The following is a 23,797-nucleotide window of genomic DNA, read 5'->3' on the forward strand; positions in this document are numbered from 1 at the left end:
AGGGACTGGTTCAGGCCGGATCTGGCCCTGACCTGCTTTCCCGGTTGCTCGGCGCTGCCCTTGGCTGAGCTGGACATATTCCGCACCTGCCAGTCCTCGATACACACCACCTATGCGGAGTCGCTCCGGTCATTGCCGTCAGCATCGTTGCCGAGATCGGCGACTTCTCGCGCTTCGAGTCGCCGCGAGACCTCATGGCCTACCTTGGCCAGGTGCCCGGCGAACATTCGAGCGGGGCGTCCATACGGCCCCGCGGTATCACGAGGCAAGACAACCGCGTACTGCCTCCCTGTTGTACGAGGTGGCCTGGTGCTACCGGTTCGTGGCGAAGGTCAGTGCAACGATGAAGGCACGGTTGCCTGCGGATATTCCGCAACGCGCAAGCGACATCGCCTGGAAGGTGCGGATCCGGCTCTGCGGGTGTTACCGCAAGCTATTCGCCCGAGGCGCCAGTGGCACATTACTTATACAGCTATAAAAATAATATAATATAACTTTAATCTCTTAAAGTTCTCTTCTTCATCCGTTCGTCGGCAATGGGGAAACTTTAAATGTCATCCCATTCTCAAAATGATTGACAGAACCGAGATGAGTTATCTGTTCAATCAGTTAGCATCAATGCAGCTCACAGATTAAACAGGTAGAGATACAGGCAGCCAAGGCAAATCAATTGTACCGGCTGCTTTAGAGAACTATTAATCGATAGAAAACTATTAATCGATCGGCTTGCCCTTAATAAAGCAGGCAGTAACATGAAAAAACAGGGGGCAGCATGAGTGTCGGAGGAACAGGCAGGAAAGGAGGTGGTGCTATTGCCTTTTTTTATGGCAAAAACTTGATTAAACAAAAAGGTGACTATAATAAAAAAGGACAACACGCTCGAGAATTCATCAAGCAAAGGAAAAAATCAAATAGCGAAGAAAAAGTTCATGGGGGGTTGCACATAAGCAACTGCACAATGACCGTCGATGAGGCATACCGCAAGGGCGGTGAGGTCACTTAGGCGGCTCACAATCACGATTTCCATCAGGAAATCGGATACGAGGGCGGCGAGGTAGTGCAAGGGCAGCCAATGTGTCAGGGGGCTGCTTGAGCGAGAAAAAGTCAAAATTAACTTAAGCCCACGCCCAAACACTCGAACGAACTGAATCAGGAGTTCATCATGGCTACTCGTCAACCGGAAAATGAAAACCAACCAGGCCAACGTGGCCAAGGCCAGAGCGCAGGCCAGCAAGGCGGTCAACAAGGCCAGCAAGGCCAGCAAGGTGGGCAACAAGGCCAGCAAGGCGGTCAACAGGGCCAGCAAGGCGGTCAGCAGGGCCAGCAAGGCGGTCAACAAGGCCAGCAAGGGCAACAAGGCCGGCAAGGTGGTCAACAAGGCCAGCAAGGTCAACCAGGTCAGCGTAGCAACCTGACCGAGGAAGAGCAGCGTAGACAGAGAGAGGAAGAGCAGCGTAGAGCTCAGGGCGGCAGCCAGGGAGAGCAGGACCAGACCAAGAGGCACTAATAGCTTGCCGGGTTGATTCAATCAGCCAGTAGTTTTCTGGCAAATGGCAGGGTGAATGGTCCCGAGCAGCGAATCGGGACCATTCACCCTGGAACAAGTTAAGCTCCCATGGCGGATGTTTGACGCCCGCTACCGAAAGCGAGCACAGCGCCGTTTTCGGTGGCCCCCTCTCATTCTTCACCAACTCTCCTGTCACTTTCCGCACCTGTTCGGCGTGGGCCGCGATTCGGGTTCGGTCCTGTGTGTTCGCCAAGGTTGCCCGCAAGGGCAGCAACTGAGCCGGGGTATCCACCGCGACGGAAACCCTTGCTAGCCTGGATTTCTCACGGCTGCATAAGAGGGTCTCTAAACAGAAACGGCTGAAAGCCTTATGATTCCTGTCGCCAAACAGAGCCCCATAAGTCTTCAGCCGCGCACAAAATGCCACCAGAAAAACTCCACTTTTTCGCCTCTCTCTCGTCGGCTCGTCGAGGCCTCTTTCTCCGGTGGTCACATCACTTCGGACGCGGGGCTGTTGTTGCTGCGCGAGGTCGACCGTCAGCATGGCCTGACCCGCCGGTTGGCCAGGATCGTTCCCGGTCGGCGTGCTCCTGGCCGTATCCGGCACCCGTTGTCGATGCTGCTCGCCCAACGCATCTACGCACTGGCCGCCGGCTACGAGGACCTCAACGATCATGACGGCTTGCGCCATGACTACGCGCTGCAGACTGCGGTCAACCGCCCGCAACCGCTGGCCGGCAAGTCCACCCTGGGGGTCTGGAACAGCAAGCCGATCGCGAAACGGTGGTGCAAGCCCATCGCCTGCTGTGGGAGCACTTCATCGCTCAGCATGACCAGGCACCCGCCGAGGTCATGCTCTATTTCGATGCGACCGATGTGCCGGTGCATGGCGATCAGGAGGGCCGCTTCTTCCACGGCTATTACGACCACTACTGCTTCCTGCCGCTGTATGTCTTCTGTGGCCGCCATCTGCTGGTGAGCTATCTGCGCCCGAGCAACATCGACGGCGCCCGGCACAGCTGGGCCATCCTGGCGCTGCTGGTGAAGTTCATCCGTCGCGTCTGGCCCGCTACCCGCATCGTGTTTCGCGGCGACAGTGGCTTTTGCCGGCATCGCCTGCTCGACGGGTGCGATCGCAAGCGGGTGGACTATGTGGTGGGGCTGGCTCGCAACCCGCGCTTGCAGAGGATGGCGGCTCCTGCCATGCAAGCGGTGGCCGACGCCTACCAGGCAACCGGACAGAAGATGTCTGGCGTGTATCGCTTCCTCTACCGGGCCGGCAGTTGGCGCCGGCGCCGCATCGTCGTATCCCGCCTGGAGCAAGGCGGGCAGGGCGCCAATCCACGCTTCATCGTGGTCTCCCGCTTCGTGGAGGATGCCGCCCGGCAGTACTACGAAGACTACTGCGCCCGTGGCGAGATGGAAAACCGCATCAAGGATCAGCAACTGGATCTGTTTGCCGATCGCACCTCCAGCCCGCGCTGGTGGAGCAACCAGTGGCGGCTGATGCTGTCGGCCTTCGCCTATGTCCTGTTCGAACGGTTGCGGGATCATCTCAAAGGCACCGAACTGGCCCGCCAGAGCATCCACAACCTGCGCCTGAAACTGCTCAGGAACGGTGCGGTGATCATTCGCAACAGCCGACGCATCCGGGTGTTGATCAGCGAAGCCTATCCGCACCGGGAACTCTTCGCCGGACTGATGGCCCGTCTCAAGCCGGCCTGACCAGGCGGGCGCCTCCGGCCCGGCGCAAGGGGGAAAAGGGGGCGCTGCGCCTGGTCAGCAGGAATTGAGCGAAAAGCGATCATTTTGTGGCATGGAGGGAAAGATGCCGGCTTGCCGCCGCTTCAACAGCCTATGACTGCCGGCTTCATGAGAAATCCGGGCTAGGCGCTGGGAAGGACCTTCCCGCTTTTGAGAGTGGTGAAAAGTAACTCAAGGACTATCTTACTTAGTGCTTCCCTCAACTTTTGGGGATGCACCTGCAAGATGTTTGGATCGCCGTCTATTCATTGAAGCTGCGCCTGAGAGGCCGGCAGCAGTATCCAATCAGTATGCCTTACAGAAACGGATAAAACTATGCGTGCCCTATTTTCGTGGCAAGCGGAAATTCTCTGACTATGTTGCAACAGCTGTTACAGTAACTCCCATCAAGGAAGAAAGAAAAAATGGACAACGGCATCCTCAGCGACACACTCAACAGCATCATCGGTACCACCGACCATGGTCTCTTCAGTGGCGACGACGGCTTACTCAGCGGCAACACGGCTGAGAGTAACTTGCTCAGCGGCAACACGGCTGAGAATAATTTGCCCGAGATTGTAGCTCTTGGGGTTTCCACCAATTTTTCAATTTCTGGGGTTTTCACCGATATCCCGGAATTGGATTTTAGCGTCTGACGCCAATGAGGGGCATCATAGCCCTTCTTTGCGGTATATCTTGGCGAGTACATGAGTGACAGTTCGATTGTATATTGAATGAATAAGGTAATCTCCCCGGCTTAGCCGGGGAGCGCCTTGGGTACTTACCTCAAATTCAAGGAATACGGCCTGTCCCGTGTGCCGGAAGCCTGGGAGCGGCTGCAGCTCGACTGATCGCGCAGGGCGAGGCCGAGGAGGGCCTGCCGGCGCGGCTATCGGCTGCCAGGCGCTGTCCAAACTGTGCGCTCCTTCACCTTCCCGGTGTCGTGCCCGGCAACCGGCTGCCTGGGTGGTGGCGGCGCGGTATGCTGCTAGCAAATGGCCATCTTTTCATCGATCCCACTCGCCAACGCCTTCATCGAGACCTTTTTACAGCCATGTCGATCACCACGTCTCCCGATCCCGGCCTGGGATATGCGACGGGGCCGGGTGCGCGAGCACAACGAAGACGCGCTGCTGTGCTGCCCGAGGCTGCGCCTGTGGGCGGTGGCCGATGGCATGGGCGGCCACCGGCGCGGCGAGGTGGCCAGCGCCCTGGCGCTGGATACCCTGTGCCGGCTGACCAGCCGCTGTCAGGACCTGCGCGGCGCCATCCAGGGCGCCAATGCTGCCATCCTCACGGCCGGCGAGGCCGAGGAGGGCAGTCACGGCATGGGTACCACCCTGGTCGCGGTGCGCTTTGCGGGTGCGGATTTCCAGCTCGTCTGGGTTGGTGACAGCCGCGCCTACCGGATTGGCGCCGACTCCATCGAGCAGCTGACCTGCGATCACAGCTGGGTGCAGGCGATGATCGACGCTGGCCGGCTGACCCCCGAGGAGGCTGGCCGCCATCCCCGGCGCAACGTCGTGACCCAGTGCCTTGGCCAGAGTCGCCAGGCATTCGAGGTGGAGCTGGTGCAGGGCCGGCTGGGCAGCGGCGAGCTGCTGTTGCTGTGCAGCGACGGCCTGACCCGCGAGCTGAGCGACGCGCAGATCCAGCAGCTGTGCGCCGGAGCCGCCACCCTCGACGCTCTGGTCGGCATGGGCGGCAACATCATCCATGACATCGATCAACTGGCCGACGGTCGCCACTACTTGGCCATGGAGTACCTTCCCGGTGGCGACCTGGCCAGCCACAAGGGCGAGCTGTGCTTCGGCGACCCCGAACTGTCGCGCCGTCACGGCGAGTTCTTCCTCAAGGGCGATGTACTGGAAATCAAGGACCTGGCTTCGGCCAACGGCCTCTACGTCAACCGCAAGCGGATTGAAAACGCCGTCCTGCAGCCCGGCGACCAGGTGCGCATGGGCTCGGTGACCCTGCTGGTGATCGGCCCCAAAGTCGAGGTGCAGCAGACCGAGGACGCCACGCTGTTCATGGAAGCGGCCGACCTGCCCAAGCCGGAGAAACCCAAGGCGAGCGGCCGCTCGCCTGTCGCCAATCCCCTGCACACCGCCGCCCGGGCTGCGGCCGCGCCCCAGCCCGAGCAGGCCGGCTCCAGCCGGGGCTGGTGCTGGCCCTGCTGGCCGGCGGAGCGCTGCTGGCGGTGGCGGCGGGGCTGGTGGTGCTCTTTCGCTAGGAGCTGTCACCGGGTTTCGAACGATGCGGCTTCGCTGATGCGGATCTGCCCTTCGCAGAGCGGGATGCCATAGCCGCCGCCCGGTACGCGGTTGCCGGGCTGCAGGCGTTCGCCCGTTTCACTCCAGATGATTTCCGGCAGCAGCCAGCGGGTGATGCTGCCGGGCAGGCGGCGTTCGAAGCTGCTCTGCAGGGTGTTCTTGCGCTGGTCGAACCAGCGGGCCGGGATGCCGTCGGCAATCGCCGACAGCGTGGAGTCCTTGAAGCGGCCATGCAGCTCGTTCCAGTCCTCCAGAACCGCGAACTGGTCGGCGGTCGAGCCTCCCGCGGGCAGGCCGCAGAGCGGCAGAAGCTCGTCCAGCAGGCACTTGAGCAGCCCCGTGCAGGGCGTGCGGTGAGCGGGGCGGGTGATGTCCTTGTGGCCCTCCAGCGTGGCGCGCACGCACAACGCATAGAAGGCCAGCTCCAGCAGTCCCGGCTCGATGGCGGCCAGCGTCTGGCCGAGTTCGTCCGTGACGGTCACCCGTGCCGCCTGCAGATCGAGATGCAGGTGCAGCAGTTCAGGCTGGTCGCCTAGGTTGATCAACCGCACCAGATCGCGGAAGCGGATCTCCGTACCCACCTCCTGCAGCAGGCCGGGCAGGCTGTGGCGATGGCGGATGAACGGAATGTCGGCCAGCTCCACCTGTGCCTGGGCCGGCTCCAACCGGCTGCCGTCGGGCAGGCGGATGGCGGCCTGTTCGCGGCTCGGGTAATAGAAATCCGGATGGCCTTCGAAACTGGGGCTGACCAGCACATGGCTGAGCTTGTCCTGGGCGCGGCCGAACAGGCTCATGGCATAGCCCAGGTAGAAGGTCATGGTCTTGCGGCCCCCGGCAAGCGAGGCGTGCAGGCTGCTCCGCGGATCGGCCGTGAGGTCGCGCACCCTGGCCAGGATGAAGTCCGCCAGAGCCTCGTGATCCTCCAGGTTGCGGGCGTCGTCGACCGGCTGGCCATCCGGCGTGCTGACCACCCATGACTGCCGCTCGTCCAGCACAGGCAGCGGCCTGCGCAACTCGTTGCATAGACGGGCCAGATGCCCGTGCTCCAGCAACCCCTGGCGGGCCTTGGCGGCGCCGATACGGGTGGTGATCAGCTCGATCCGCGAAGGCCAGGGCAGGCCTTCGCGGTGGATGGCATACAGCGTTTCGGTGATCACCTGCGGCGACATGCCGGTCACCGCCAGCAGTATGGATTGCATGGGCTGTTCGAGCTCCTCCGCCGCCCGCCTGCGGCAGGGCGGCACCAATCTCCGTGCGCCGGAGCGGGCGTCCGCTCTGGCTGTGCCGGCAAGCTTGCCAGATAGCTGGCGTGGCGGGCAAAGGGCACAATCGGCGTCTTTGCAGAGGAGTTCAGCATGACCACCTGGTTTGTCAGCCGCCATCCCGGTGCCCATGAGTGGCTGCAGTCGCAGGGGGTTCGCGTGGATCGGCGCGTCGAGCATCTCGACACCGGCCTGGTCGAGCCCGGCGATCTCGTCTGCGGCAGCCTGCCCGTGCATCTGGCGGCGCTGCTGTGCGCACGGGGCGCGCGCTACATGCACCTGATCGTCGATCTGCCGGCACAGGCGCGCGGCCGCGAGCTGACGGCGGACGAGCTGCGCGCCTATGGCGCTCGGCTGGCCTGTTTCGAGGTGAAGGAGATAGCATGCGGCGCCGAGTGAAGCGCTGGCTGCGCGACCTGCCGACCGTGGCATTGTCGCTGTTCAGCCTGATGGCGCTGGGCTGGGTGACCGACGGCCTGAACGGCACCCCGGTGCTGCCGGATCTCTTCTCCCCCTGGTGGCCGGAGCTCTATGAGCGGCAGGCAGTGGGGCCGCATGCCCAAGGGTTGGGATTCTGGCTGTGGCTGTTGCCCCTGGCACTGCTCGTGCTGGTGCTGCTGGCTTCGTCGATGGCCGCTCTCGGGCGATTGCGCCGTCCGCTGGTGCAGGAGGTGGCGGCACCGCAGTCGGTGCGGCCGCGCCGGGTGCTGGTGGCCATGCTCTCGCGTCTGGACCCGGTTCCGCTGGAGGCGTTGCGGCAGGCGCTGGCATCCTGGCCGGCCGAGGCGCGCAGCCTGGAGAACCTGTTCGCCCACCTGGCGGGGCAGCCGGCCTGGAATGGCGAACCCCTGCTGCGCGGGGTGCATGCCCATCTGCAGCGCCTGGAGCGCCTCTACCTGCTGGTGACGCCGGAGTCGCAGGCGAGTTCCGGGCCGCTGGTCGAGCTGCTGGGCGAACTGATCCCAGGGCTCCGCATGGACGAATGCCCGGTCCGGGACGGCAGCGATCTGCACCGTATCTACCAGGTGCTCATCCGCCTGGAGCGGCGGCTGGACGGCGAGGGCATCGCGGCCGACGAGATCGTCATCGACGCCACCGGCGGACAGAAGCCCTACAGCATGGCAGCGGCCTTCGCCACGCTGCACAACGAACTCAGCCTGCAGTATGCCCGTTGCGACGAGCGTGGCTGGTGCGTGCAGGAATATATGGTGGAGGCCATCCGCCCGAGCCGCTGACCATCGCCTCCCGCCTGTAAAAAAGGAAGCCCATCCAGGCTATTGGCCGGATGGGCTTTTTGCGTTTCGGCATCCCTTATCAAACAGGGCTCAATTCAAACTTCGTGCTCGACGAGTACGACACGCTCGATCCGGCGTCCTAATCCCTTATCAAACAGGGCTCAATTCAACCCCGGAATTTGTTCTTCCGCCCCGCCGGCACTGTGTCCTAATCCCTTATCAAACAGGGCTCAATTCAAACAGAAAGGAATCACACCATGCGCATGCGGACTTGTCCTAATCCCTTATCAAACAGGGCTCAATTCAAACCAGCCCTTGACCCTTATTGGGGAGACATCGCCCGGTCCTAATCCCTTATCAAACAGGGCTCAATTCAAACAAGTGTTCGCCATCATGCTGCTGGACAGCAAGCAGTCCTAATCCCTTATCAAACAGGGCTCAATTCAAACAGCCGGACGACAAAGATTCGGCCATCCCGTCAACGTCCTAATCCCTTATCAAACAGGGCTCAATTCAAACTTTGCCGTCTTCGAGCCTGGTCCCTTTCCCTTGTCCTAATCCCTTATCAAACAGGGCTCAATTCAAACCAGACGGGTAGCACATTCGGCAAAGACATCCGGTCCTAATCCCTTATCAAACAGGGCTCAATTCAAACCCCAACTAGCCAATTTTCCCCTTTACAATCAATAGGTTGCAAAGGGGGTTGCCGGGAATTCGGTTTTTCGAAAAATTGCTCATTTTTTAAACAGCTCGGCATCGGTATCGACCGTCCCCGAGTCTGCCCTGTTGCCGGGCGGCAGGCAAGGGCGGTCAGCGCAGGGCGAGGATTTCATGAGGCAGGACGGCTTCGCCGAGGCGCTGGATGCTTTGCGGATCGCGCAGGCGGTAGACGCGCACGTCGTCCTCGGTCGCGTCGATCAGCCGGGCGATGCGCACGATCAGGGCGTCGAGGTCGTCCCGTGTGGCGGTCAGCACGAAGACCGAATACTGGTAGGGCACGGCGACCTTGCAGCAGGTGCGGAAGACCCGCACCAGGCGCCGTGGGTCGCAGATGTCGTAGCACAGCAGGTAGGTGGCGGGCGTCATGGTTGATGGGCCTCCAGTGGGGCGTCCTGAAAGAGCGCGGTGCGTTCCAGCTGCTGCTCCAGCAGGCGCAGGGCGCGCTCGATGCGCAGGTCCATGCCCCAGCCTTGCCAGGCGCGCAATAGGTTGGCGTGCGGGGAGCCGTCTGGGCTGCGACTGCTGTCGCTCCAGTATTCGAGCAACTTCAGCTGCGCCAGGTTGACCAGCGGTTGCTCCAGCGCGTCCACCAGCTGGCCGACCGGCTGGCTGAACAGGGACAGCCGGCGGGCCAGCAGGGCATCCTCGATGGCGCTGCGGGCCAGGGCGTGCAGTGCCGGCTGATGCTGGCGCAATTGTCCGCGCAGGCCGAGGCGGGCGGCCAGCTGGCCGGCGAGGTTGGCCAGCCGTTGTCGGCGCAGGGCCGGCGTGCCGTGGCGCATGCCCAGTTCGGCATACCAGTGGGCCAGCAGGTTGTCGTGCCAGTCCTGCCAGGCCTGCTGCAGGTCGGGGTCGCAATCCTTCGCCTCCAGCCAGTGATGCAGCGGGGAGGGCAGGCCGCCGGGATGCAACAGCTGGGCGATCAGCTTGCCGTTGGCAGTCAGAAAGCTCACCGGGATGCCTTCGCCCGAGCACCAGAGCAGGGTGGCGAAATGCGGCGCGGGGTCGCCGCTGCAGAGAATGCGGCTGAGGCGGCGCAAGGGGAACCATTGCTCGCTGCGTCCGCGCAGGGCCAGGCGCAGGGCCGGGCCGTCGCGGCGCAGGCTGGCCACCCGGTCCAGCTCAATCAGCAGTGTCCGTCTGGTACTCATCGGTCAAGCCCTCGGGAAGTTGCAGGGGAAGTGCCAGCAGCTCTTCGGCCCAGGCGCTTGCGGTCTGGCGCATGGCCTTGCGCCATTCCCGCGCCTGGACTTCCCAGGCTGGGTAGAAGACCTGCCGGCCCTGCTTGTCCAGCAGGCAGGTGCCGGGCTGGGGCTGGCTGAAGTGCTCGGGCCGCAGCTGTCGCTCGCGCAGCAGCTCCCAGGCCCAGGCGTCGGCGGGGCAGCGCCAGAGTTCGACCAGGTCGCAGGCCAGGGATTCGCGCGACCAGGCCGGCCGGTGCAGGAAGCCCAGCGACGGGTCTAGGCCGGCGCTGCACAGGGCATGTACGGCATCGCCGTGGAGCATGCTGTAAGCCAGCGAAAGCAGGGCGTTGACCGGGTCCGGCGGCGGTCGGCGCTGGCGGCGGGTAAAGCCCCAGGCGGGCGCCACGACGGCGGCGAAACCGGCGAAGTAGGCCGCTGCCGCTGCACCCTCGATGCCGAGCAATGCCTCGCGTCTGTCGGCCCCGCGGCTACTTTCCAGCAGCTCGCGCAACTGCCGGGCCGCGCGGTGCAGAGCCAGGCGCTGGTCCGGGCGGGCCACTTGCCAGCGGCGTAGCTGGCGCCATTGGCGATACAGCTTGGCGCGCACCAGGCGGCGCGCCGCATCGGTAAGCCAGGCCGTGTCCAGGCTCAGGGCGTACTGGCGGACCCGGCGCTGGGCATGGCCGTGGCGGTAGGGTTCGGTGAGAGTGACGGCCTGCTGGCCGCGTCCCTGCAGCAGCACCAGACGCACGCCATGCCTGGTCAGGGCTTGCAGCACCCGGCTGGAGAACTCGGTGTTGGCGCCGATGGTCACGGACTCCAACTGCGCCAGGGGCAGGCTGGTGGCGCGCGGGCAGTCCGGCACGCGGATGAGCAGGCGCCCGGCTTCCACCTCTAGGCGGGTGTCGCGGCGGTCGATGTAGAGCTGGCGCATGCTGGCCCTCCGTTGGCGGCTGGTCAGCCGACGTAATAGAACTCGGGATCGCTGGGCGGCACGGCGATGCCGAGCGTGTAGACGCTGGCTTCGGCCGGCAGTGGCGCGATGAGGAAGCGGTCCTCGTCCAGATCCATGGTGCCGGCCATGCGTTCGAGCAACTCGTGGCGCTCGGCGGTGCTCAGGTAGCACTCGAACACCGACTTCTGCCCGCCGCAGGCGTAGTCCTTGAGGATGTGCAGGCAGCGACGCAGACGCCTGGGTTCGCGGATGTCGTAGGCGGCGATGAACAACTGGCGCTGGCTCATGGCGGTGGCTCCGTGGCATTTGCGGAGAGCATGCCAGCGCGGGGATGGCGAGAGTCTGGTGACAAGCTTGTCAGGCGGGGCGGAGGGAGGTCGTTTCGTGGATGGGTGAGGTATCCCTTATCAGTCAGGGCTCGGTTCAAACTGACCCTGAAGCGCGACTGCGACGGGAACCTGAGTTGTCTAAATCCCTTATCAATCAGGGCTCGGTTCAAACCATCGTGGTTGGCGAATGGGCTTGGAGCATCTGGTCTTAATCCCTTATCAATCAGGGCTCAGTTCAAACGGCGCGGCTGTGTTTGCCTGCTACCTGCTAGACAAGTCTTAATCCCTTATCAATCAGGGCTCAGTTCAAACCGCTGTTCGCGGAGAATGCGCAGATCGTGCCGGAGTCTTAATCCCTTATCAATCAGGGCTCAGTTCAAACGCCACCAAGGAGAAGACTGATGAACAACGTCGAAGTCTTAATCCCTTATCAATCAGGGCTCAGTTCAAACTATCGGAGCAGTGATGCCGGAGCCTGAGACAGCGTCTTAATCCCTTATCAATCAGGGCTCAGTTCAAACAGTCTCGTCGATTTTCGCCTTCCAAATCAATAGGTTGCAGATGGGGTTGGCGGAAGTTCCGGGTTTTGGAAAGTTGCTCATTTTTTGATCGGGTCCTGGGCGGTTGCTGGCCAGCTGCCTTCGGCCAGCCAGGTGCGCAGCCAGTGGCGCAGTTCCCTGAGCTGGGCGGCCTCGCAGGTACGGATGGCGTGGCTGCCGGCACGGGCGCGGGTGTCCACCTTGCGGCCGGCGCGGGTTTCGTGGTGCAGCGGCTGGGCGCTGACCAGCAGGCGTTCGCCAAGGGCGCCGCCGGCCTGGGTGGCCAGGCTGTCCAGTTTGTAGATGATCTCCGCGTCGCGCTGGTCGTTGTTGCCGAGGGCGCCCGACTTGCATTCGATCAGCAGCAGGCGGTTGTGGTGCAGGATGGCGACGTCCATCTCGTTGCGAAGGTCGGCGCCTGGGGCGCTGTCATCGGTGAATTGCAGGCCGATGGCCACTTCTTCGGCACCCTGGTCGCGGGCGCCGTGCCAGACGAACTCTTCCAGCCAGCCGCCGGTCAGGTAGCGCCGGGCGCTTTCGCCGCTCGGGCGGAAGCGGCAGTCGTCGCCATGTTCGCTCTGCAGCAGATCGAGCCTTTCGGCCTGGAGCAGGGCCTCCCGCCAGAGGCCGCGCGGCGCATGGGCCAGTTGCAGCACGGGGATGGACTGGCGTTCGTCGGCCAGTTGCCGGTTGAACTGGCCGATCAGGCCGGCCAGCTCTTCGGCATTTTCACCGAGCAGACGGCTGAGCGGCTTGCGCTGCCGGGCCTGTTCCAGCCAGTGCTCATCCCGGTCCAGACGCTGGCGCAGGGTCTTGCCTTCGGCCTTGAGGCAGAGGGTGAGGTCGAGAACGCTGTGCATCGGCTGCTCGCGTTCGCCGGCGGGGTGCAGTTGTTCGAGGCGCTGGTGGCGGGTGTCGGTGTAGTAGATGCGCTGGCCGCCGTGGGCGAAGACGTCGAAGAAGGCCAGGGCCATGAGCTTGTTGCCGCCGGTGGCGTTGTAGTGCAGGCGTGCCAGGGGATGGCGGCTGCGCAGGCCTTCCTCGACTTCCATGGCGAACAGGCGCAGAGCGTCGTAGCCGTTTTCCGGCAGGCCGTCGATGCGTTCGATGTCGTCGATTTTCCACCCGGCCTGCTGAAGAGCGCGGGCGAAGCGCCCGGCCTCGGCGCGCATGGGCGCGGAGACCAGCAGGACGACGCGCTCGGGCCGTTCCTGCAGGAGCGGAATCAGGTTGGCCAGCGGTTGGCCGGTGACGATGCACAGATGAATATCCATTCAAGCCGCCTGTATCCGATAGTGGCCGAGGCCGAAGGTGGCGTTCTTGCCCAGGTGCAGCCACTGGCCGAGGTGCAGCAAGGGTAACAGCTCGTCCAGTTCGCCGGACAGGCGCAGCTCGCCGAGTAGGCCGCCGAGGGTCATTTCCTGCTGCTGGCGGTTGGAGTAGCGGGTCCAGTCGAACCAGCGCAGCTCGCTCTGCAGCTCGATGTGCGCGGCGCGTTCGACGAGGGCCGGGAAGTCGATGCGCGGCTGATCGGGCTGGTGCAGGTCGCGCAGGGCCTGTTCGCGGCGGGCCAGGGCGACGAGCAGGGTGCGGGCGTCCAGCTCGCGGCGGCCGACACGCTGGCCGTCCTTCTGCAGGCGCAGCGGGGTAAGCAGCTGCAGGCGCAGGTGCCGGCCGGCGGCCGGCGGCGGCAGCGGCTGCGGGCGGTGCTCGCGCAGCTGGTTGTGGCCGGCGCGGTAGACCGGCTCGGGGTCGTCCTCGCAGTGCACTTCGAGCAGCAGGCAGCGGCTGCGTGCCTTGCCGAGTCCTTGGGCGAGAGCGCTTTCCCAGGCGAGGGCGATCAGCGGCAGCTGCCCGAGCGCCTGGCCGATGAGGATCATGGCGAACTCGAAGCTTTCCCCGCCTTCCAGAACCCGCGCGCCGGGAGCCGGCGGCTCGATGACGTAGGGATTGGGCGCGCGGGTGAGCAGCAGGCTGTGGCGTTCGCTCGGGGCGGGCGCTTCGAAGATCAGCGGGTAGGGACAGGTGGCCTGCAGCGGGCACTGGTTGCAGTCGTTCAGGCGGGTCATGCAGGCGATGCGCCGCAGGGCATGACCGAAGGCGCCGCGCAGCAGCGAGCCGGCGTAGTCGGGCAGGCGCAGGGCGTCGAGCACTCGGACGCGGAAGCGGTAGCGGGCAACGGGCAGGCTCATGCGCTTTCTCCCAGTCTCTGCCAGAGCTCCTTGACCTTGGCGTTCTTGCGGCGGTCGACGCCGAGGTGCTCGAAGCAGTGGCCGAGCAGGTCGCGCAGGGCGGACTTGTCCGGCGTGCTCCAGTTTTCGGCGGCCAGTATGGTTTCGCGCAGCTCCTGGCCGAGCGGGCTGCCGAGGCCCTTGCCGCGGCTGGCCTGGTCGCCGGCCAGTCGTTCGGCCAGCCCGGCGATGCGCCGCTGTTCGTCGCTGAGTTGCGCCAGCGCTTCGGCGCGGCGGACTTCGGCTTCGCGTTCGGCGGCGCGGGCGGCTTCGCGTTCGCGGGCCTCGGCGATGCTGCGTTCGGCTTCAAGGCGGGCCTGTTCGCGCAGCTGCTGCCAGCGTTGCAGGCCGGCAGCGCGCTGGCGGGCGGGCGCGGCCAGTTCGTCGAGGGCGGCATGGGTCTGCGGCAACGGCGCGTCGGCGAACTCCAGCAGCACCCAGCCGAAGGGCAGCAGGCCCTGCTGCTGGTTTTTGTCGGCGGCGGCCAGGCGGATTTCGGTGGTGTTGGCACGGTTTTCCGAGGTCATGCGGCCGTCCTTCTTGCCGGTGAGGATCTTGATCTGGCGCAAGCCGTCGAGGGTCTTGTCCTCGGCGCCGCTGTGCCTGCCGAGGCGCAGGAGGATGGCGCGGTTGCCTTCCAGGGCTGCGCCGAGTTCGCCGTCGAGCAGGCGGCCCATGGTCTTGCACCACTGCCGGTCGAGGTAGTCCCGCTGTTCGCCGAGCTGGTACAGCTCGCGGCGCAGCCGTGGCAGGTAGTAGCGGTTGCAGCTGGTGGCCAGCTCGGCCAGGGTCTGCGGTACGCGCCGGCTGGTCTGGCGCAGGCTGCCGTCGAGCAGGCGCAGGTCCAGTTCGAAGGCATGCAGGCGGGCGGCGCCGATGCATTCGAGCTGATTGTAGATGGCGGCCGGCTGGCGCTCCGGCTGCGGATTGCGCTTGCGGCTGACCGAGTACCAGATCTCGCCGGCCGGCAGTTCGTGGCGGTAGGCAGCGTCGCTGACCTTGAGCAGGTAGAAGGGGTCTTCGTCGACCTGGCGGTAGTCGAGCAGACGCTTTTGCAGATCGCCGGCCTTTTCCTGGGGCTGGGCCTTGGCACCGTCGTTGAGCTGGTCCAGCCAGGCGGTGCGGATGGCGCCCTTGACGGCGCTGCCGGGAATCACCGGCTGCTGGTCGAAGGGGGTATGGAAGGTGCGGCGGATTTCCAGCTGGTTGTGGCTCTTGCGACCGCCCTGCTCGCGCTGGGCGACCTGGCCGACGCGGCTGTCGTAGAGGTTGGCGATGCCCGGCTGGACCCAGACGCTGTGGCTGGCGAGGGGGACCAGGCGCTCGGTCTGCTGGTGGATTTCCCGCTGGATGGCGCGCAGGGATTCGTCGTCGCCCTTGGCTGCCAGTTGCGCCAGCTTGTTGACGCCGGCGGCGCCGAGGGCGCGGATCAGTTGGTGATCGGCGAAGGCGTGCAGGTAGCCGTCGCGGATCACGTAGCCGGTGGGCTGGTAGTCCTCGCCGCAGCCCAGGTGCAGCGGGCTCAGGGTGCTGAGGCGGCAGGGGATGTGCTGGAAGGGGGGCTTCATGGACGGGCTCCGGTGTCCAGGGCGACCGCGACCACCGGGGCGTAGCCCTGGTGCACGGTGCCGGCGATGGTCAGGGACAGGCCGCTCAGGCCCTGGCCGCAGAACACCTGGTCGGCGGGTGGCGTGGCTGGAGTGAGCAGGGCGGCGCTGTCGGCCAGCAGCAAGGGGTTCTTGTAGGGGCTGCCAGCCTGCACGGCCTGGTCGCCGTGGCGGCCGAAGCGCACGTGGGGGCGGTAGTAGCAGTGTTCGGTTTGCCAGGCGCCGCCCTGGGGCGCGCAGGGCGCCAGGGTCAGCCAGGCGTTGGCGGCGGCGGGGTGCGGCCAGGCGTGTTCCTGCAGCGCGGCGACGACGAACTTGCCGAGCCCGGCGCTGGCGTCCTTGCCGTAGCCGTGGCTGCCGAGGCGGGTCAGCAGGTCGGCGAGGGCGGTTTCGTCCAGGCGTTCGTCGCAGCAGGCGTACAGCTCCACCTCCAGGGCTGGGTGATGCCAGATCAGTTCGCGCTCGTAGGGCGCGAAGCCGTCGCCCTTGCCGGTGGTACCGGTCAGGCGGTTCAGGCTGTTGTGGCCGCGGGCCTGCCGCAGGCTGAGCGGCTGGCTGCGTTCGGCGTCGTCGCGGCCGATCAGGCGGGCGATGTCGCGGTCGCTGCCGGCGAAGCGATGCCAGTCGTGCAGCGGCCGGGCGAGAGCGGCCTGGTCGATCCAGCGCTGGGCCTTGATCTTCTTGCGTTGCTCGGGGTCGCCGAGGTCGTAGCCGAGCAGGCCGAGCGGCACCTCCGGGCGCGGCAGGTAGCCGGCAGGAAAGGCGTCGGACAGCACCAGGAAGGGCCGGCCCTCGGTATAGCCGTGCAGCAGTTCGCCGAGCGCCGCCTCGCCGAGGGCGTGGCGCAGGGTCCAGCAGCTCTGGCCGAACAGGGTGTCGCCGCGCAGCGGGGTGGCGAAGGCGGTCAGCGGCCGGATGCGGATGCGGTACAGGCGGTGGCGCATGCCGGTGTCCTCAGGCGAAGGGCTGGGTGGCGTCGAAGCGGGTCTGAATGTCTTCGCCGTCGAGGTGCAGGCCGGCGAAGCGGATCTTGCCGTAGCCGCGCGAGCTGGAGCCGCCGATGCCGTCCAGTTCGAGCAGCTTGAGGCCGGCCAGGACCACATCGAGCAGTTCGGCGGAATCGCCGTCCAGCTGCTTGACGGTGAGGCGGAAGTCGAAGCGCGCGCCGGCCGGGACGCGCTCGGTCTGCCGCGGGTGCTCGGCCACGCCGCGGATGCGGTCGATCAGGTTCTCGCTCTTGGTTTCGGTGAGCAGTTCGCCGGGCTGACGTTCGCTGAGCCAGTCGCGGGCCAGGGCGCAATCCCAGAAGGACAGGCGGGTCGGGCCGAGGCGCGCGGTGGTGCCGTCGTCGGCGTCGCCGGAAAGGCCGAAGAGGCAGGCGATCTGCCCGGCGGCGGCTAGTTTGGCGCCCTGCAGCTCGCGCAGGGCCCTGGCCGAGACCGGCTTGCCCTGGCACTCGCCGACCACCCCGGCACGCCATTCCAGCAGGCTGCGCATGCGCCCCTTGAGGCTGGAGCCGGGGATGTAGGGCTCCTGGGTGTAGGGATGCTTGATCACCGGGTTGTCCAGGCCGCCGATGTGCATCTCCTGGTTGCCGGCGCCGATGTGCAGGCCGCTGACCAGTTCCAGGCTGCCTTGCAGGGTGCGGATGTCGTTCAGTTGCATGGGGGATTCCTTGTTCCGTGCGGTGGGCGCTTATTTGTTGTCGCCGTAGACCTTGAAGAAGCCCATGAAGGCCTCGAAGAACAGCTTGCAGTGGCGCAGGCTCCGGTAGTCGTTGACCTGGCCGAGGCAGTGGCGCATCAGTTCGAAGAAGTTGTCGTCGACCAGCTTGCGGCCCTTGGCGTAGGCCACCTTGGCGTTGAGCATGCGGATTAGCGGCAGGTGCTGGGCGAACTCGTCGGTGCTCATGCGCCGGGCGCGCTGCTCCCACATGACGATTTCGTCATAGAAACCGCGCAGTTGGCTGGCCTTGTTGGCCTCGCGCTGCTGGGGCTGGGCGATTTTCTTCGCGATCCGTTCGGCGTCGGCGTCGAACAGGCTGACCGAGGGGGTCTTGAGGTCGATGCCGCGCAGCTCGATGTCCGGGCCTTGCGGGGCGCACGGACCGCCCTGGCCGTTGTTGCGGTGATTGCCTTGGTAGCTCATGAACGGGGCTCCTTGTGCTTATTCGCGGTTGAGATAGAGGTGGGTGGTGAGCGCCACGCGGTAGGCGCCCTGAAAGCGGCCGATGCCGTTTTCGCCGAGTCGCTCGATCAGCAGGAGGAACAGCGCCTGGCGCTCGGTGCGATCGAGCTGGCGGTTGCCCTGCAGCAGGCGCCAGGTGCGATAGGAAAGACGCGAGCGCCACAGGCCGTGCTCGATGTGACGGTGGTCGCTGGCCAGGTCGGCGAGGCCGAGCAGGTCGTAGAGGTAGGCGGTGGGCAGCGCGCTGCGCTCGCGCAGGACATCCAGCTCGTCCGCCGCCTGCAGCAGGGCGCGGTAGGCCGGCCAGTCGAGGGTCTGCTCGAAGCAATGCACGGCATTCTTGCCTGAGCGGGCCTTGGCTTCCTCCAGCGCCTGCTCGGCCATGCGCGCCAGCTGTGGCACCGGCAGACCTGGCTTGCACACGCACAGGCCGACCGAGAAGTGCAGTCCGGGGTTGTGCGCCACGTAGTCGGCGAAGCTTTCCTGCAGGCGTTCGGCCAGGCGCATCAGGCTGTGCCAGGGGCCGATCAGGAAGAAGTCGTCGCCGCCGGCGAATACCGTGTAGGTGTCGGGGAATTCGCTGCGGCACAGCCAGGGCAGCCAGGTGGAGAAGAAGGCGTTGACCTGCCGCGAGAGGGCCGCCATGCGGGCGAAGGTGGGCGAGGCAAGGCCCCTCTGGAAGATCGTGCCGAGGTTGTCGACATCGCCCTTGAGGATGCCGAGCCCTTCGATGCCGGCCCATTTGCCGTTCGGCAGCGGTCGGCGGTCTCCACAGGCCAGGTGGTCGAACTCCTTGAGCCGACCGGACTCCGCCGGCTCCGGCAGGGCTCGTTCGCCGTAACGCCCCATGTCGGCGTCGGCGGCGAACTGGGCCACGTAGCCGTTGATGGCGCGACGGGCGTAGCCGTTCCACAGCGGGGCATCGGCGCTGGCCGGCAGGGAGAAGTCGAACAGCCGGCGCAGGTTGCCGCTGCGCGCCTCCTGTCCGAAACGGCCACTGGCTTCCTCGTGGGCGGTGAAGTGCAGGCGGTAGCCGAACAGCGGCACCCTGAGGCTGTTCTCGCCGTCGGAGAGCGGCTCGCGGGTCAGCGCCAGGCGCTCGCGCTTGCCGGCGATCAGCCGGCCGATGGCGATCTGGTCGGCGGCCAGGGCGCTGAGTTGCAAGTCGCCGTCCTGCTGGTCAGCCGGCCCCCAGCCGGTGATGTCACACACGCCACCGGCTTCCCCCACCTTCGCCAGGTAGTCGGTGAACACCGCCGGTTCCGGAGTCTCGCCGCACAGGCCGAAGGCCCGGTGCTTGGCCCGTTCGAGCTGGGCGAACAGGCGGGCCATGAGGTCGCGGAAGCCGCCCTCGCGGCCGCGGGTGACGAACTGGTTGCAGCTGGCCGCCGTCCAGGCCAGGCCGAGGCCGGACTGGCCATAGCTGTGTTCGAGGAACCAGGCGTCGATCTCCTGCTGCAGTCGCTGCAGGCTAGCGAGGGTTTCCGGCGTGTTGGGCGCGACGAGGAGGAATTTGCCGGCGGCGTTGAGGATCTGCGAGGTGCTTGGCAGGTCCAGCGCCTCCAGCACGCGTAGGGCGGCGCACTCGGCGATCAACGAGACGTACAGCGAGCGGCCGCGCAGCAGGCGCGCGGCGTTCTTGCTGGTCTGGCTGCCGCTGGCGAAGACGAAGGCCTGGATGCCGAAGAAGTCGCCCTGGATCAGCAGGAGTTTTTCCTCGTCCCAGTCGGCGCGGCTGCGCATGCCGTCGCGGGCCGCGCTGCGATTGTGGTCGTGATCGGCGTGGTAGCGCCACAGGGCGGTGGCCAGGGCGGCGGTGGTGCGCGAGTGGTCGTACAGCGAGACGTCCGGGCGGGTGCCCTTCACCGTGGCCGAGGGAATGGCGTGGGTGAAGGTCTGCCAGAGGCTGTCGAAGTGGTCGAGCCAGAGCGGCAGGCTTTCCCGGTGGCTGGCCGGGATCTGCTCCAGGGCGCTCAGGAAGTTGTCCCAGAGACGGGCGTATTCGGCCTGGGCGAGGCCGTTGTCGTCGCTTTCGCAGACCTCCCTGCGCTGCGGGAACAGCCCGGCGGGCGAGAGCGGGCGCAGGGGCTGGCGGAAGGCGAAGGCGGCGGAGCTGGCCGGATGTTCGCCATTCAGGCGGATGCCTTCGAGCAGGTTGAGCTGGCGGGCCTGGTAGTGGTTGCGCCCGGTGTCGGTGATGTCCTCGGCGTTGTTGTAGCGCTCGAAGGCCTCGCGCTCGAAGCCTGAAGCCACCCGGTCGGCGGTGGCGACGATCCACTGCAGGAAGCTCTCCGGCCTGTGGTGGGCGGCGGCCGCGTTGATTAGCGAGTCCTCCGCACCGGGCCGGTTGACGGCGGCGAAGGGGCTGAAGTCCTGCCCCTTGAGCGCTGGCAGGTGGCGTTCGATCAGGTCGAAGGCCAGGGCACTGTAGGCGGCGTGCACATGGGTGTAGCACTTGTGGCCGGCATTGTCCCGGTACGGGCAGTAGAGCTGCTTGTGGGTGTCCAGTGTCTCGTCGGAGACGGGCAGGCGCGCGCGCTCGGCGAACTTGCCGAGATCGTGCAGGTAGGCGGCGAGCGCTACGCGGCTGGAGGCGAGTAAGCGTTGTTCAGGCATCCATGGGTTCCTGTTCGGTTGACCGCTTCATCCGCCGGATGGCGGAGGTTGTTCGAGGGATTGCCGTGCGTGGCCCGGATTGCGCGCATGGCGATCCGTGCGGAGCAGACGGGGCGGTCTGTCACTGTCGGGCTGTCGGCTTGGTTGGGGAGCGGGTGCGTGCGGAGGGACGGGGTGGCCTTCCTTGCCGGGCGAGCATCATCCTGAAGTTTCCTGGGTATCTTTTGCGATGATTACACATTGTAATCCTGCTCCTCGGCGTTCTGTCGCATTGCCTGTAGACGAGCCTCTTCGTCGGGCTGGCTGGCTGATATCTTCACGCGAGCCGGCTTGATAAGCCGAAGTGACAAGCTTGTCTGGGCTATTCAGAGGGGCGGCGCCGGCGGATGTCGCCGATGGCCTGGACCTCGGCTCGCCCGAGGCCTCTCGGCGATCCCCGGGCAGCGGCTGATCGGCACCGCGGCGAACAAGGCCAGCGTGCTGTCCTTCGTGCTGCAGGGCTACCGCACCGAGGAGGTCGGCGCCGCCCTCAACCGCGAGGGCATCGCCGTGCGCTCCGGCCACCATTGCGCGCAGCCGATCCTGCGCCGGTTCGGCATGGGGACCACGGTGCGGCCGTCACTGGCGTTCTACAACACCTTCGAGGAGATCGATCTGCTGGTGAGTACCGTGCAGCGCCTGGCGACACGGCGCTGAAGGCCATCCCCCGGCTGCGCCGCCGGGATTCTTGTTCTCCCTGTTCAGCCTTGCCGTGCGGTCGTGGCGTCCGGCCGGCGCAGCGCCGGCCGAAAACGCTTCAGGCGCAGCGCGTTGCTGAGCACAAACACGCTGGACAGGGCCATGGCACCGGCGGCGAAGATCGGCGAGAGCAGCATGCCGTTGACCGGATAGAGCACACCGGCGGCCAGCGGGATCAGCGCGGTGTTGTAGGCGAAGGCCCAGAACAGGTTCTGCCGGATGTTGTCCAGCGTTGCCTTGGACAGGGCGATGGCGCTGGGCACGCCGCCCAGGCTGCCGGACATCAGCACCACGTCGGCGGCCTCGATGGCGATGTCGGTGCCGCTGCCGATGGCCAGGCCGACATCCGCCGCGGCCAGCGCCGGGGCATCATTGATGCCGTCGCCGACGTAGGCGAGGCGGCCATGCTGGACCTTGAGGCGCTTGACCGCTGCGACCTTGCCGTCCGGCAGCACCTCGGCCACCACCTCGTCGATGCCGAGCTGACGGGCGATAGCCTCGCCGGTGCGGCGGTTGTCGCCGGTGATCATCGCCACCTTGAGGCCCAGTTCATGCAGGGCGCGGATCGCTGCCGGGGTGCCTTCCTTGAGCGGGTCGGCCACCGCGAGCATGGCCGCCAGCCGGCCGTTGATGGCGGCGTACAGCGGGGTCTTGGCCTCGTCGCCGAGGCGTTGGGCATCGCTGGCGAAGATACCGACGTCGAGGTCGAGCTGCGCCATGAAGCGGTCGGCGCCGATTTCCACCCGCGCATCGTCCACCGTGGCGCGCACGCCGTAGCCGGTGACCGATTCGAAGTTTTCCAGCAGGCCGAGGGCAAGGCCTTCGGCCTGTGCCGCGCCGACGATGGCGCGGGCGATGGGGTGTTCGGAGCGGTCTTCGACGGCAGCGACCTTGCCCAGCACCACGCTGCGTTCAAAGCCGGGCGCAAGGATCAGGTCGGTCAGCTCGGGTTTGCCGCGGGTCAGGGTGCCGGTCTTGTCCAGCGCCACGACCCGGGCGTCCTTGAGCAACTGCAGGGCCTCGCCCTTGCGGAACAGCACGCCCAGCTCGGCAGCGCGGCCGGTGCCGACCATGATCGAGGTGGGTGTGGCCAGGCCCATGGCGCAGGGGCAGGCGATGATCAGCACGGCCACTGCGTTGACCAGGGCGAAGGTCAGTGCCGGCTGCGGGCCGAATAGCATCCAGACGAGGAAGGTGAGCAGCGCGGCGAGCATAACCGCCGGGACGAACCACAGGGTGACGCGGTCGACCAGCGCCTGGATCGGCAGCTTGGCACCCTGGGCCTGCTCGACCATTCGGATGATCTGCGCCAGCACGGTGTCGCCGCCGATGCGGGTGGAGCGCAAGGTCAGCGCGCCGTTCTGGTTGATGGTGCCGCCGACCACCTCGGAACCGACGGTCTTTTCCACCGGCACCGGTTCGCCGGTGATCATCGACTCGTCGACGAAGCTGGTGCCTTCGATCACCTCGCCGTCCACCGGTACGCGCTCGCCGGGGCGTATTTCGAGCAGGTCGCCGATGCGCAGCGCATCGATGGCTACTTCCTGCGCCCGATTGTCGCGGCGCACGCGGGCAGTCTTCGCCTGCAGGCCGATCAGGCGCTTGATGGCTTCCGAGGTGCGGCCCTTGGCGCGGGCTTCGAGGAAGCGGCCGAGCAGGATCAGGGTGACGATCACCGACGCCGCCTCGTAGTAGACATGCACGGTGCCGGCCGGCAGCAGGCCGGGGGCGAAGGTGGCGACCAGGGAGAACAGGTAGGCGGCGCTGGTGCCGACCGCCACCAGCGAGTTCATGTCCGGCGCGGCGCGCAAGAGGGCCGGCATGCCCTTCTGGAAGAAGCGCAGGCCGGGGCCGAACAGCACCAGTGTGGTCAGGACGAACTGCAGGACCCAGTTGGCCTGCTGGCCCAGCGTCTGCAGGATCAGGTGGTGCAGGGCAGGGATCAGGTGCGCGCCCATCTCCAGCAGGAACACCGGCAGGGTGAAGACGGCGGCCAGGGCCAGGGCGCGCCTGAGCGAGGCCAGTTCGGCGCCGCGCCGCGCCTCCTCGGCATCGAGCAGGTCGCCGGCGGCTGCCAGCGGCTTGGCCGCGTAGCCGGCGCGTTCGATGGCGGCGATCAGTGCAGCAGTCTGCATGCCCCGCAGCACGCGCACCTGGGCGCGCTCGCTGGCCAGGTTGACGCTGGCAGCGGTCACCCCGGGCACCTTGTGCAGTGCGCGCTCGACGCGGCCGACGCAGGAGGCGCAGGTCATGCCGGAAATGCTCAGCTCGACGGTGTCTTCGGCGACTTGGTAGCCGGCCTTGTGCACCGCGGTGATGGCAGCGGTGACGTCGGGGATGCTTTCGAAGGCGACCTCCGCCCGCTCGCTGGCCAGGTTGACGCTGGCGCCCGTCACGCCGGACACCTTGTTCAGGGCGCGCTCGACCCGACCGACGCAGGAGGCGCAGGTCATGCCCTCGACCGTCAGGCTCAGATGCGCACCCTCGTTCGGACGGCGGGCGCTGGTTGCTAAATCCATGTGGGCCTCCTTGGAAATGCCGGCGATGAAAATCTCGGTTGCCGGCCACCTTAGAGCTTCTGGTAGTGGCAAGGTCAAGCTCGGGGGCAGCCAGCCGCCTGGAGCTTGTCCCAAATCATCGGTTGGTGCGGAACTGGCTGGCAAAATGCCAT

Annotated in this window: 21 protein-coding genes, 1 pseudogene and 2 CRISPR repeat arrays; of the genes and pseudogenes, 9 read left to right on the forward strand and 13 right to left on the reverse strand. The window is 66.0% G+C overall.

Annotated elements, in window-relative coordinates; genetic code table 11:
- The first annotated feature begins 86 nt into the window (after positions 1–86).
- The 6 genes and pseudogenes from ACYVD0_RS05590 to ACYVD0_RS05615 all read left to right on the forward strand — a co-directional run bounded on the left by ACYVD0_RS05590 (position 87) and on the right by ACYVD0_RS05615 (position 5,556).
- Positions 87–347: a transposase gene (locus tag ACYVD0_RS05590; protein ID WP_460425947.1), complete on the forward strand. Its 261-nt coding sequence runs from the start codon at positions 87–89 to the stop codon at positions 345–347.
- 425 nt (positions 348–772) lie between these two features.
- Entirely contained in the window at positions 773–1,003 is a 231-nt protein-coding gene (locus tag ACYVD0_RS05595; protein ID WP_460425889.1) for a hypothetical protein, read from the forward strand.
- A 181-nt stretch (positions 1,004–1,184) separates the two neighbouring features.
- Positions 1,185–1,415, forward strand: a complete 231-nt coding sequence (locus ACYVD0_RS05600) for a hypothetical protein (RefSeq protein ID WP_460425890.1) — start codon at positions 1,185–1,187, stop codon at positions 1,413–1,415.
- 512 nt (positions 1,416–1,927) lie between these two features.
- A pseudogene (locus ACYVD0_RS05605) lies at positions 1,928–3,232 on the forward strand (IS1380 family transposase).
- 443 nt (positions 3,233–3,675) lie between these two features.
- Positions 3,676–3,906 carry a hypothetical protein gene (locus ACYVD0_RS05610; RefSeq protein WP_460425891.1) on the forward strand — a complete coding sequence of 77 codons (231 nt, stop codon included), beginning with the start codon at positions 3,676–3,678 and terminating at the stop codon, positions 3,904–3,906.
- 450 nt (positions 3,907–4,356) lie between these two features.
- Positions 4,357–5,556 (forward strand): FHA domain-containing protein, encoded by a 1,200-nt coding sequence (locus tag ACYVD0_RS05615; RefSeq protein ID WP_460425892.1) that lies wholly within the window; start codon positions 4,357–4,359, stop codon positions 5,554–5,556.
- Here ACYVD0_RS05615 and csm6 read toward each other — a convergent pair.
- The gene (gene csm6 / locus ACYVD0_RS05620) at positions 5,490–6,722 is read right to left on the reverse strand and encodes a CRISPR-associated ring nuclease Csm6 (protein ID WP_460425893.1); all 1,233 of its coding nucleotides are present in this window, start codon (positions 6,720–6,722) and stop codon (positions 5,490–5,492) included. The two genes, ACYVD0_RS05615 and csm6, sit on opposite strands and share 67 nt — an antisense overlap.
- Before the next feature lie 156 nt (positions 6,723–6,878).
- Here csm6 and csx16 point away from each other — a divergent pair, with 156 nt between their 5' ends.
- Both csx16 and ACYVD0_RS05630 read left to right on the forward strand, forming a co-directional pair.
- Positions 6,879–7,184, forward strand: coding sequence for a CRISPR-associated protein Csx16 (csx16, locus tag ACYVD0_RS05625; RefSeq protein ID WP_460425894.1), 306 nt, complete (start codon positions 6,879–6,881; stop codon positions 7,182–7,184).
- The gene (locus ACYVD0_RS05630; protein WP_460425895.1) at positions 7,169–8,020 is read left to right on the forward strand and encodes a hypothetical protein; all 852 of its coding nucleotides are present in this window, start codon (positions 7,169–7,171) and stop codon (positions 8,018–8,020) included. Before csx16 ends, ACYVD0_RS05630 begins: the two co-directional genes overlap by 16 nt.
- Positions 8,021–8,085: 65 nt before the next feature.
- Positions 8,086–8,675: direct repeats of the CRISPR family, unit length 36 nt; unit sequence GTCCTAATCCCTTATCAAACAGGGCTCAATTCAAAC.
- A gap of 155 nt (positions 8,676–8,830) precedes the next feature.
- Here the strand turns inward: ACYVD0_RS05630 and cas2 (ACYVD0_RS05635) are convergent.
- From cas2 (ACYVD0_RS05635) to cas10, 11 genes are all read right to left on the reverse strand, one after another.
- Entirely contained in the window at positions 8,831–9,106 is a 276-nt protein-coding gene (gene cas2 / locus ACYVD0_RS05635) for a CRISPR-associated endonuclease Cas2 (RefSeq protein ID WP_460425896.1), read from the reverse strand.
- A complete protein-coding gene (locus ACYVD0_RS05640; RefSeq protein ID WP_460425897.1) occupies positions 9,103–9,891 on the reverse strand; it encodes a CRISPR-associated endonuclease Cas1 in 789 nt (262 codons plus the stop codon). Before ACYVD0_RS05640 ends, cas2 (ACYVD0_RS05635) begins: the two co-directional genes overlap by 4 nt.
- Positions 9,863–10,858 (reverse strand): CRISPR-associated endonuclease Cas1, encoded by a 996-nt coding sequence (cas1, locus tag ACYVD0_RS05645; RefSeq protein ID WP_460425898.1) that lies wholly within the window; start codon positions 10,856–10,858, stop codon positions 9,863–9,865. The genes ACYVD0_RS05640 and cas1 overlap by 29 nt, the downstream gene beginning before the upstream one ends.
- Positions 10,859–10,881: 23 nt before the next feature.
- The gene (gene cas2, locus ACYVD0_RS05650; RefSeq protein ID WP_460425899.1) at positions 10,882–11,166 is read right to left on the reverse strand and encodes a CRISPR-associated endonuclease Cas2; all 285 of its coding nucleotides are present in this window, start codon (positions 11,164–11,166) and stop codon (positions 10,882–10,884) included.
- Positions 11,167–11,344: 178 nt separating this feature from the next.
- Positions 11,345–11,729: a CRISPR direct-repeat array (repeat unit 36 nt; unit sequence GTCTTAATCCCTTATCAATCAGGGCTCAGTTCAAAC).
- Between the two features lie 77 nt (positions 11,730–11,806).
- Positions 11,807–13,021, reverse strand: a complete 1,215-nt coding sequence (locus ACYVD0_RS05655; RefSeq protein WP_460425900.1) for a PDDEXK family nuclease — start codon at positions 13,019–13,021, stop codon at positions 11,807–11,809.
- The gene (gene cas6 / locus ACYVD0_RS05660; RefSeq protein ID WP_460425901.1) at positions 13,022–13,939 is read right to left on the reverse strand and encodes a CRISPR system precrRNA processing endoribonuclease RAMP protein Cas6; all 918 of its coding nucleotides are present in this window, start codon (positions 13,937–13,939) and stop codon (positions 13,022–13,024) included. It abuts the gene before it with no gap.
- Entirely contained in the window at positions 13,936–15,546 is a 1,611-nt protein-coding gene (locus ACYVD0_RS05665; protein ID WP_460425902.1) for an RAMP superfamily CRISPR-associated protein, read from the reverse strand. The genes cas6 and ACYVD0_RS05665 overlap by 4 nt, the downstream gene beginning before the upstream one ends.
- Positions 15,543–16,529 (reverse strand): type III-A CRISPR-associated RAMP protein Csm4, encoded by a 987-nt coding sequence (gene csm4 / locus ACYVD0_RS05670; RefSeq protein ID WP_460425903.1) that lies wholly within the window; start codon positions 16,527–16,529, stop codon positions 15,543–15,545. Before csm4 ends, ACYVD0_RS05665 begins: the two co-directional genes overlap by 4 nt.
- 10 nt (positions 16,530–16,539) lie before the next feature.
- Positions 16,540–17,250 carry a type III-A CRISPR-associated RAMP protein Csm3 gene (gene csm3 / locus ACYVD0_RS05675; RefSeq protein WP_460425904.1) on the reverse strand — a complete coding sequence of 237 codons (711 nt, stop codon included), beginning with the start codon at positions 17,248–17,250 and terminating at the stop codon, positions 16,540–16,542.
- A 30-nt stretch (positions 17,251–17,280) separates the two neighbouring features.
- Positions 17,281–17,733, reverse strand: coding sequence for a type III-A CRISPR-associated protein Csm2 (gene csm2 / locus ACYVD0_RS05680; RefSeq protein WP_460425905.1), 453 nt, complete (start codon positions 17,731–17,733; stop codon positions 17,281–17,283).
- Between the two features lie 18 nt (positions 17,734–17,751).
- Complete coding sequence (gene cas10 / locus ACYVD0_RS05685) at positions 17,752–20,388, reverse strand: HD domain-containing protein (protein ID WP_460425906.1); 2,637 nt, start codon at positions 20,386–20,388, stop codon at positions 17,752–17,754.
- A gap of 330 nt (positions 20,389–20,718) precedes the next feature.
- On the opposite strand from cas10, the gene ACYVD0_RS05690 reads away from it, so the two are divergent.
- On the forward strand, positions 20,719–21,084 hold the full coding sequence (locus tag ACYVD0_RS05690; RefSeq protein ID WP_460425907.1) for an aminotransferase class V-fold PLP-dependent enzyme: 366 nt from the start codon (positions 20,719–20,721) through the stop codon (positions 21,082–21,084).
- 44 nt (positions 21,085–21,128) lie between these two features.
- Here the strand turns inward: ACYVD0_RS05690 and ACYVD0_RS05695 are convergent, their stop codons facing one another.
- On the reverse strand, positions 21,129–23,645 hold the full coding sequence (locus ACYVD0_RS05695; RefSeq protein WP_460425908.1) for a heavy metal translocating P-type ATPase: 2,517 nt from the start codon (positions 23,643–23,645) through the stop codon (positions 21,129–21,131).
- Positions 23,646–23,797 lie beyond the last annotated feature (152 nt).

The sequence above is a fragment of the Azotobacter armeniacus genome (assembly GCF_054779355.1).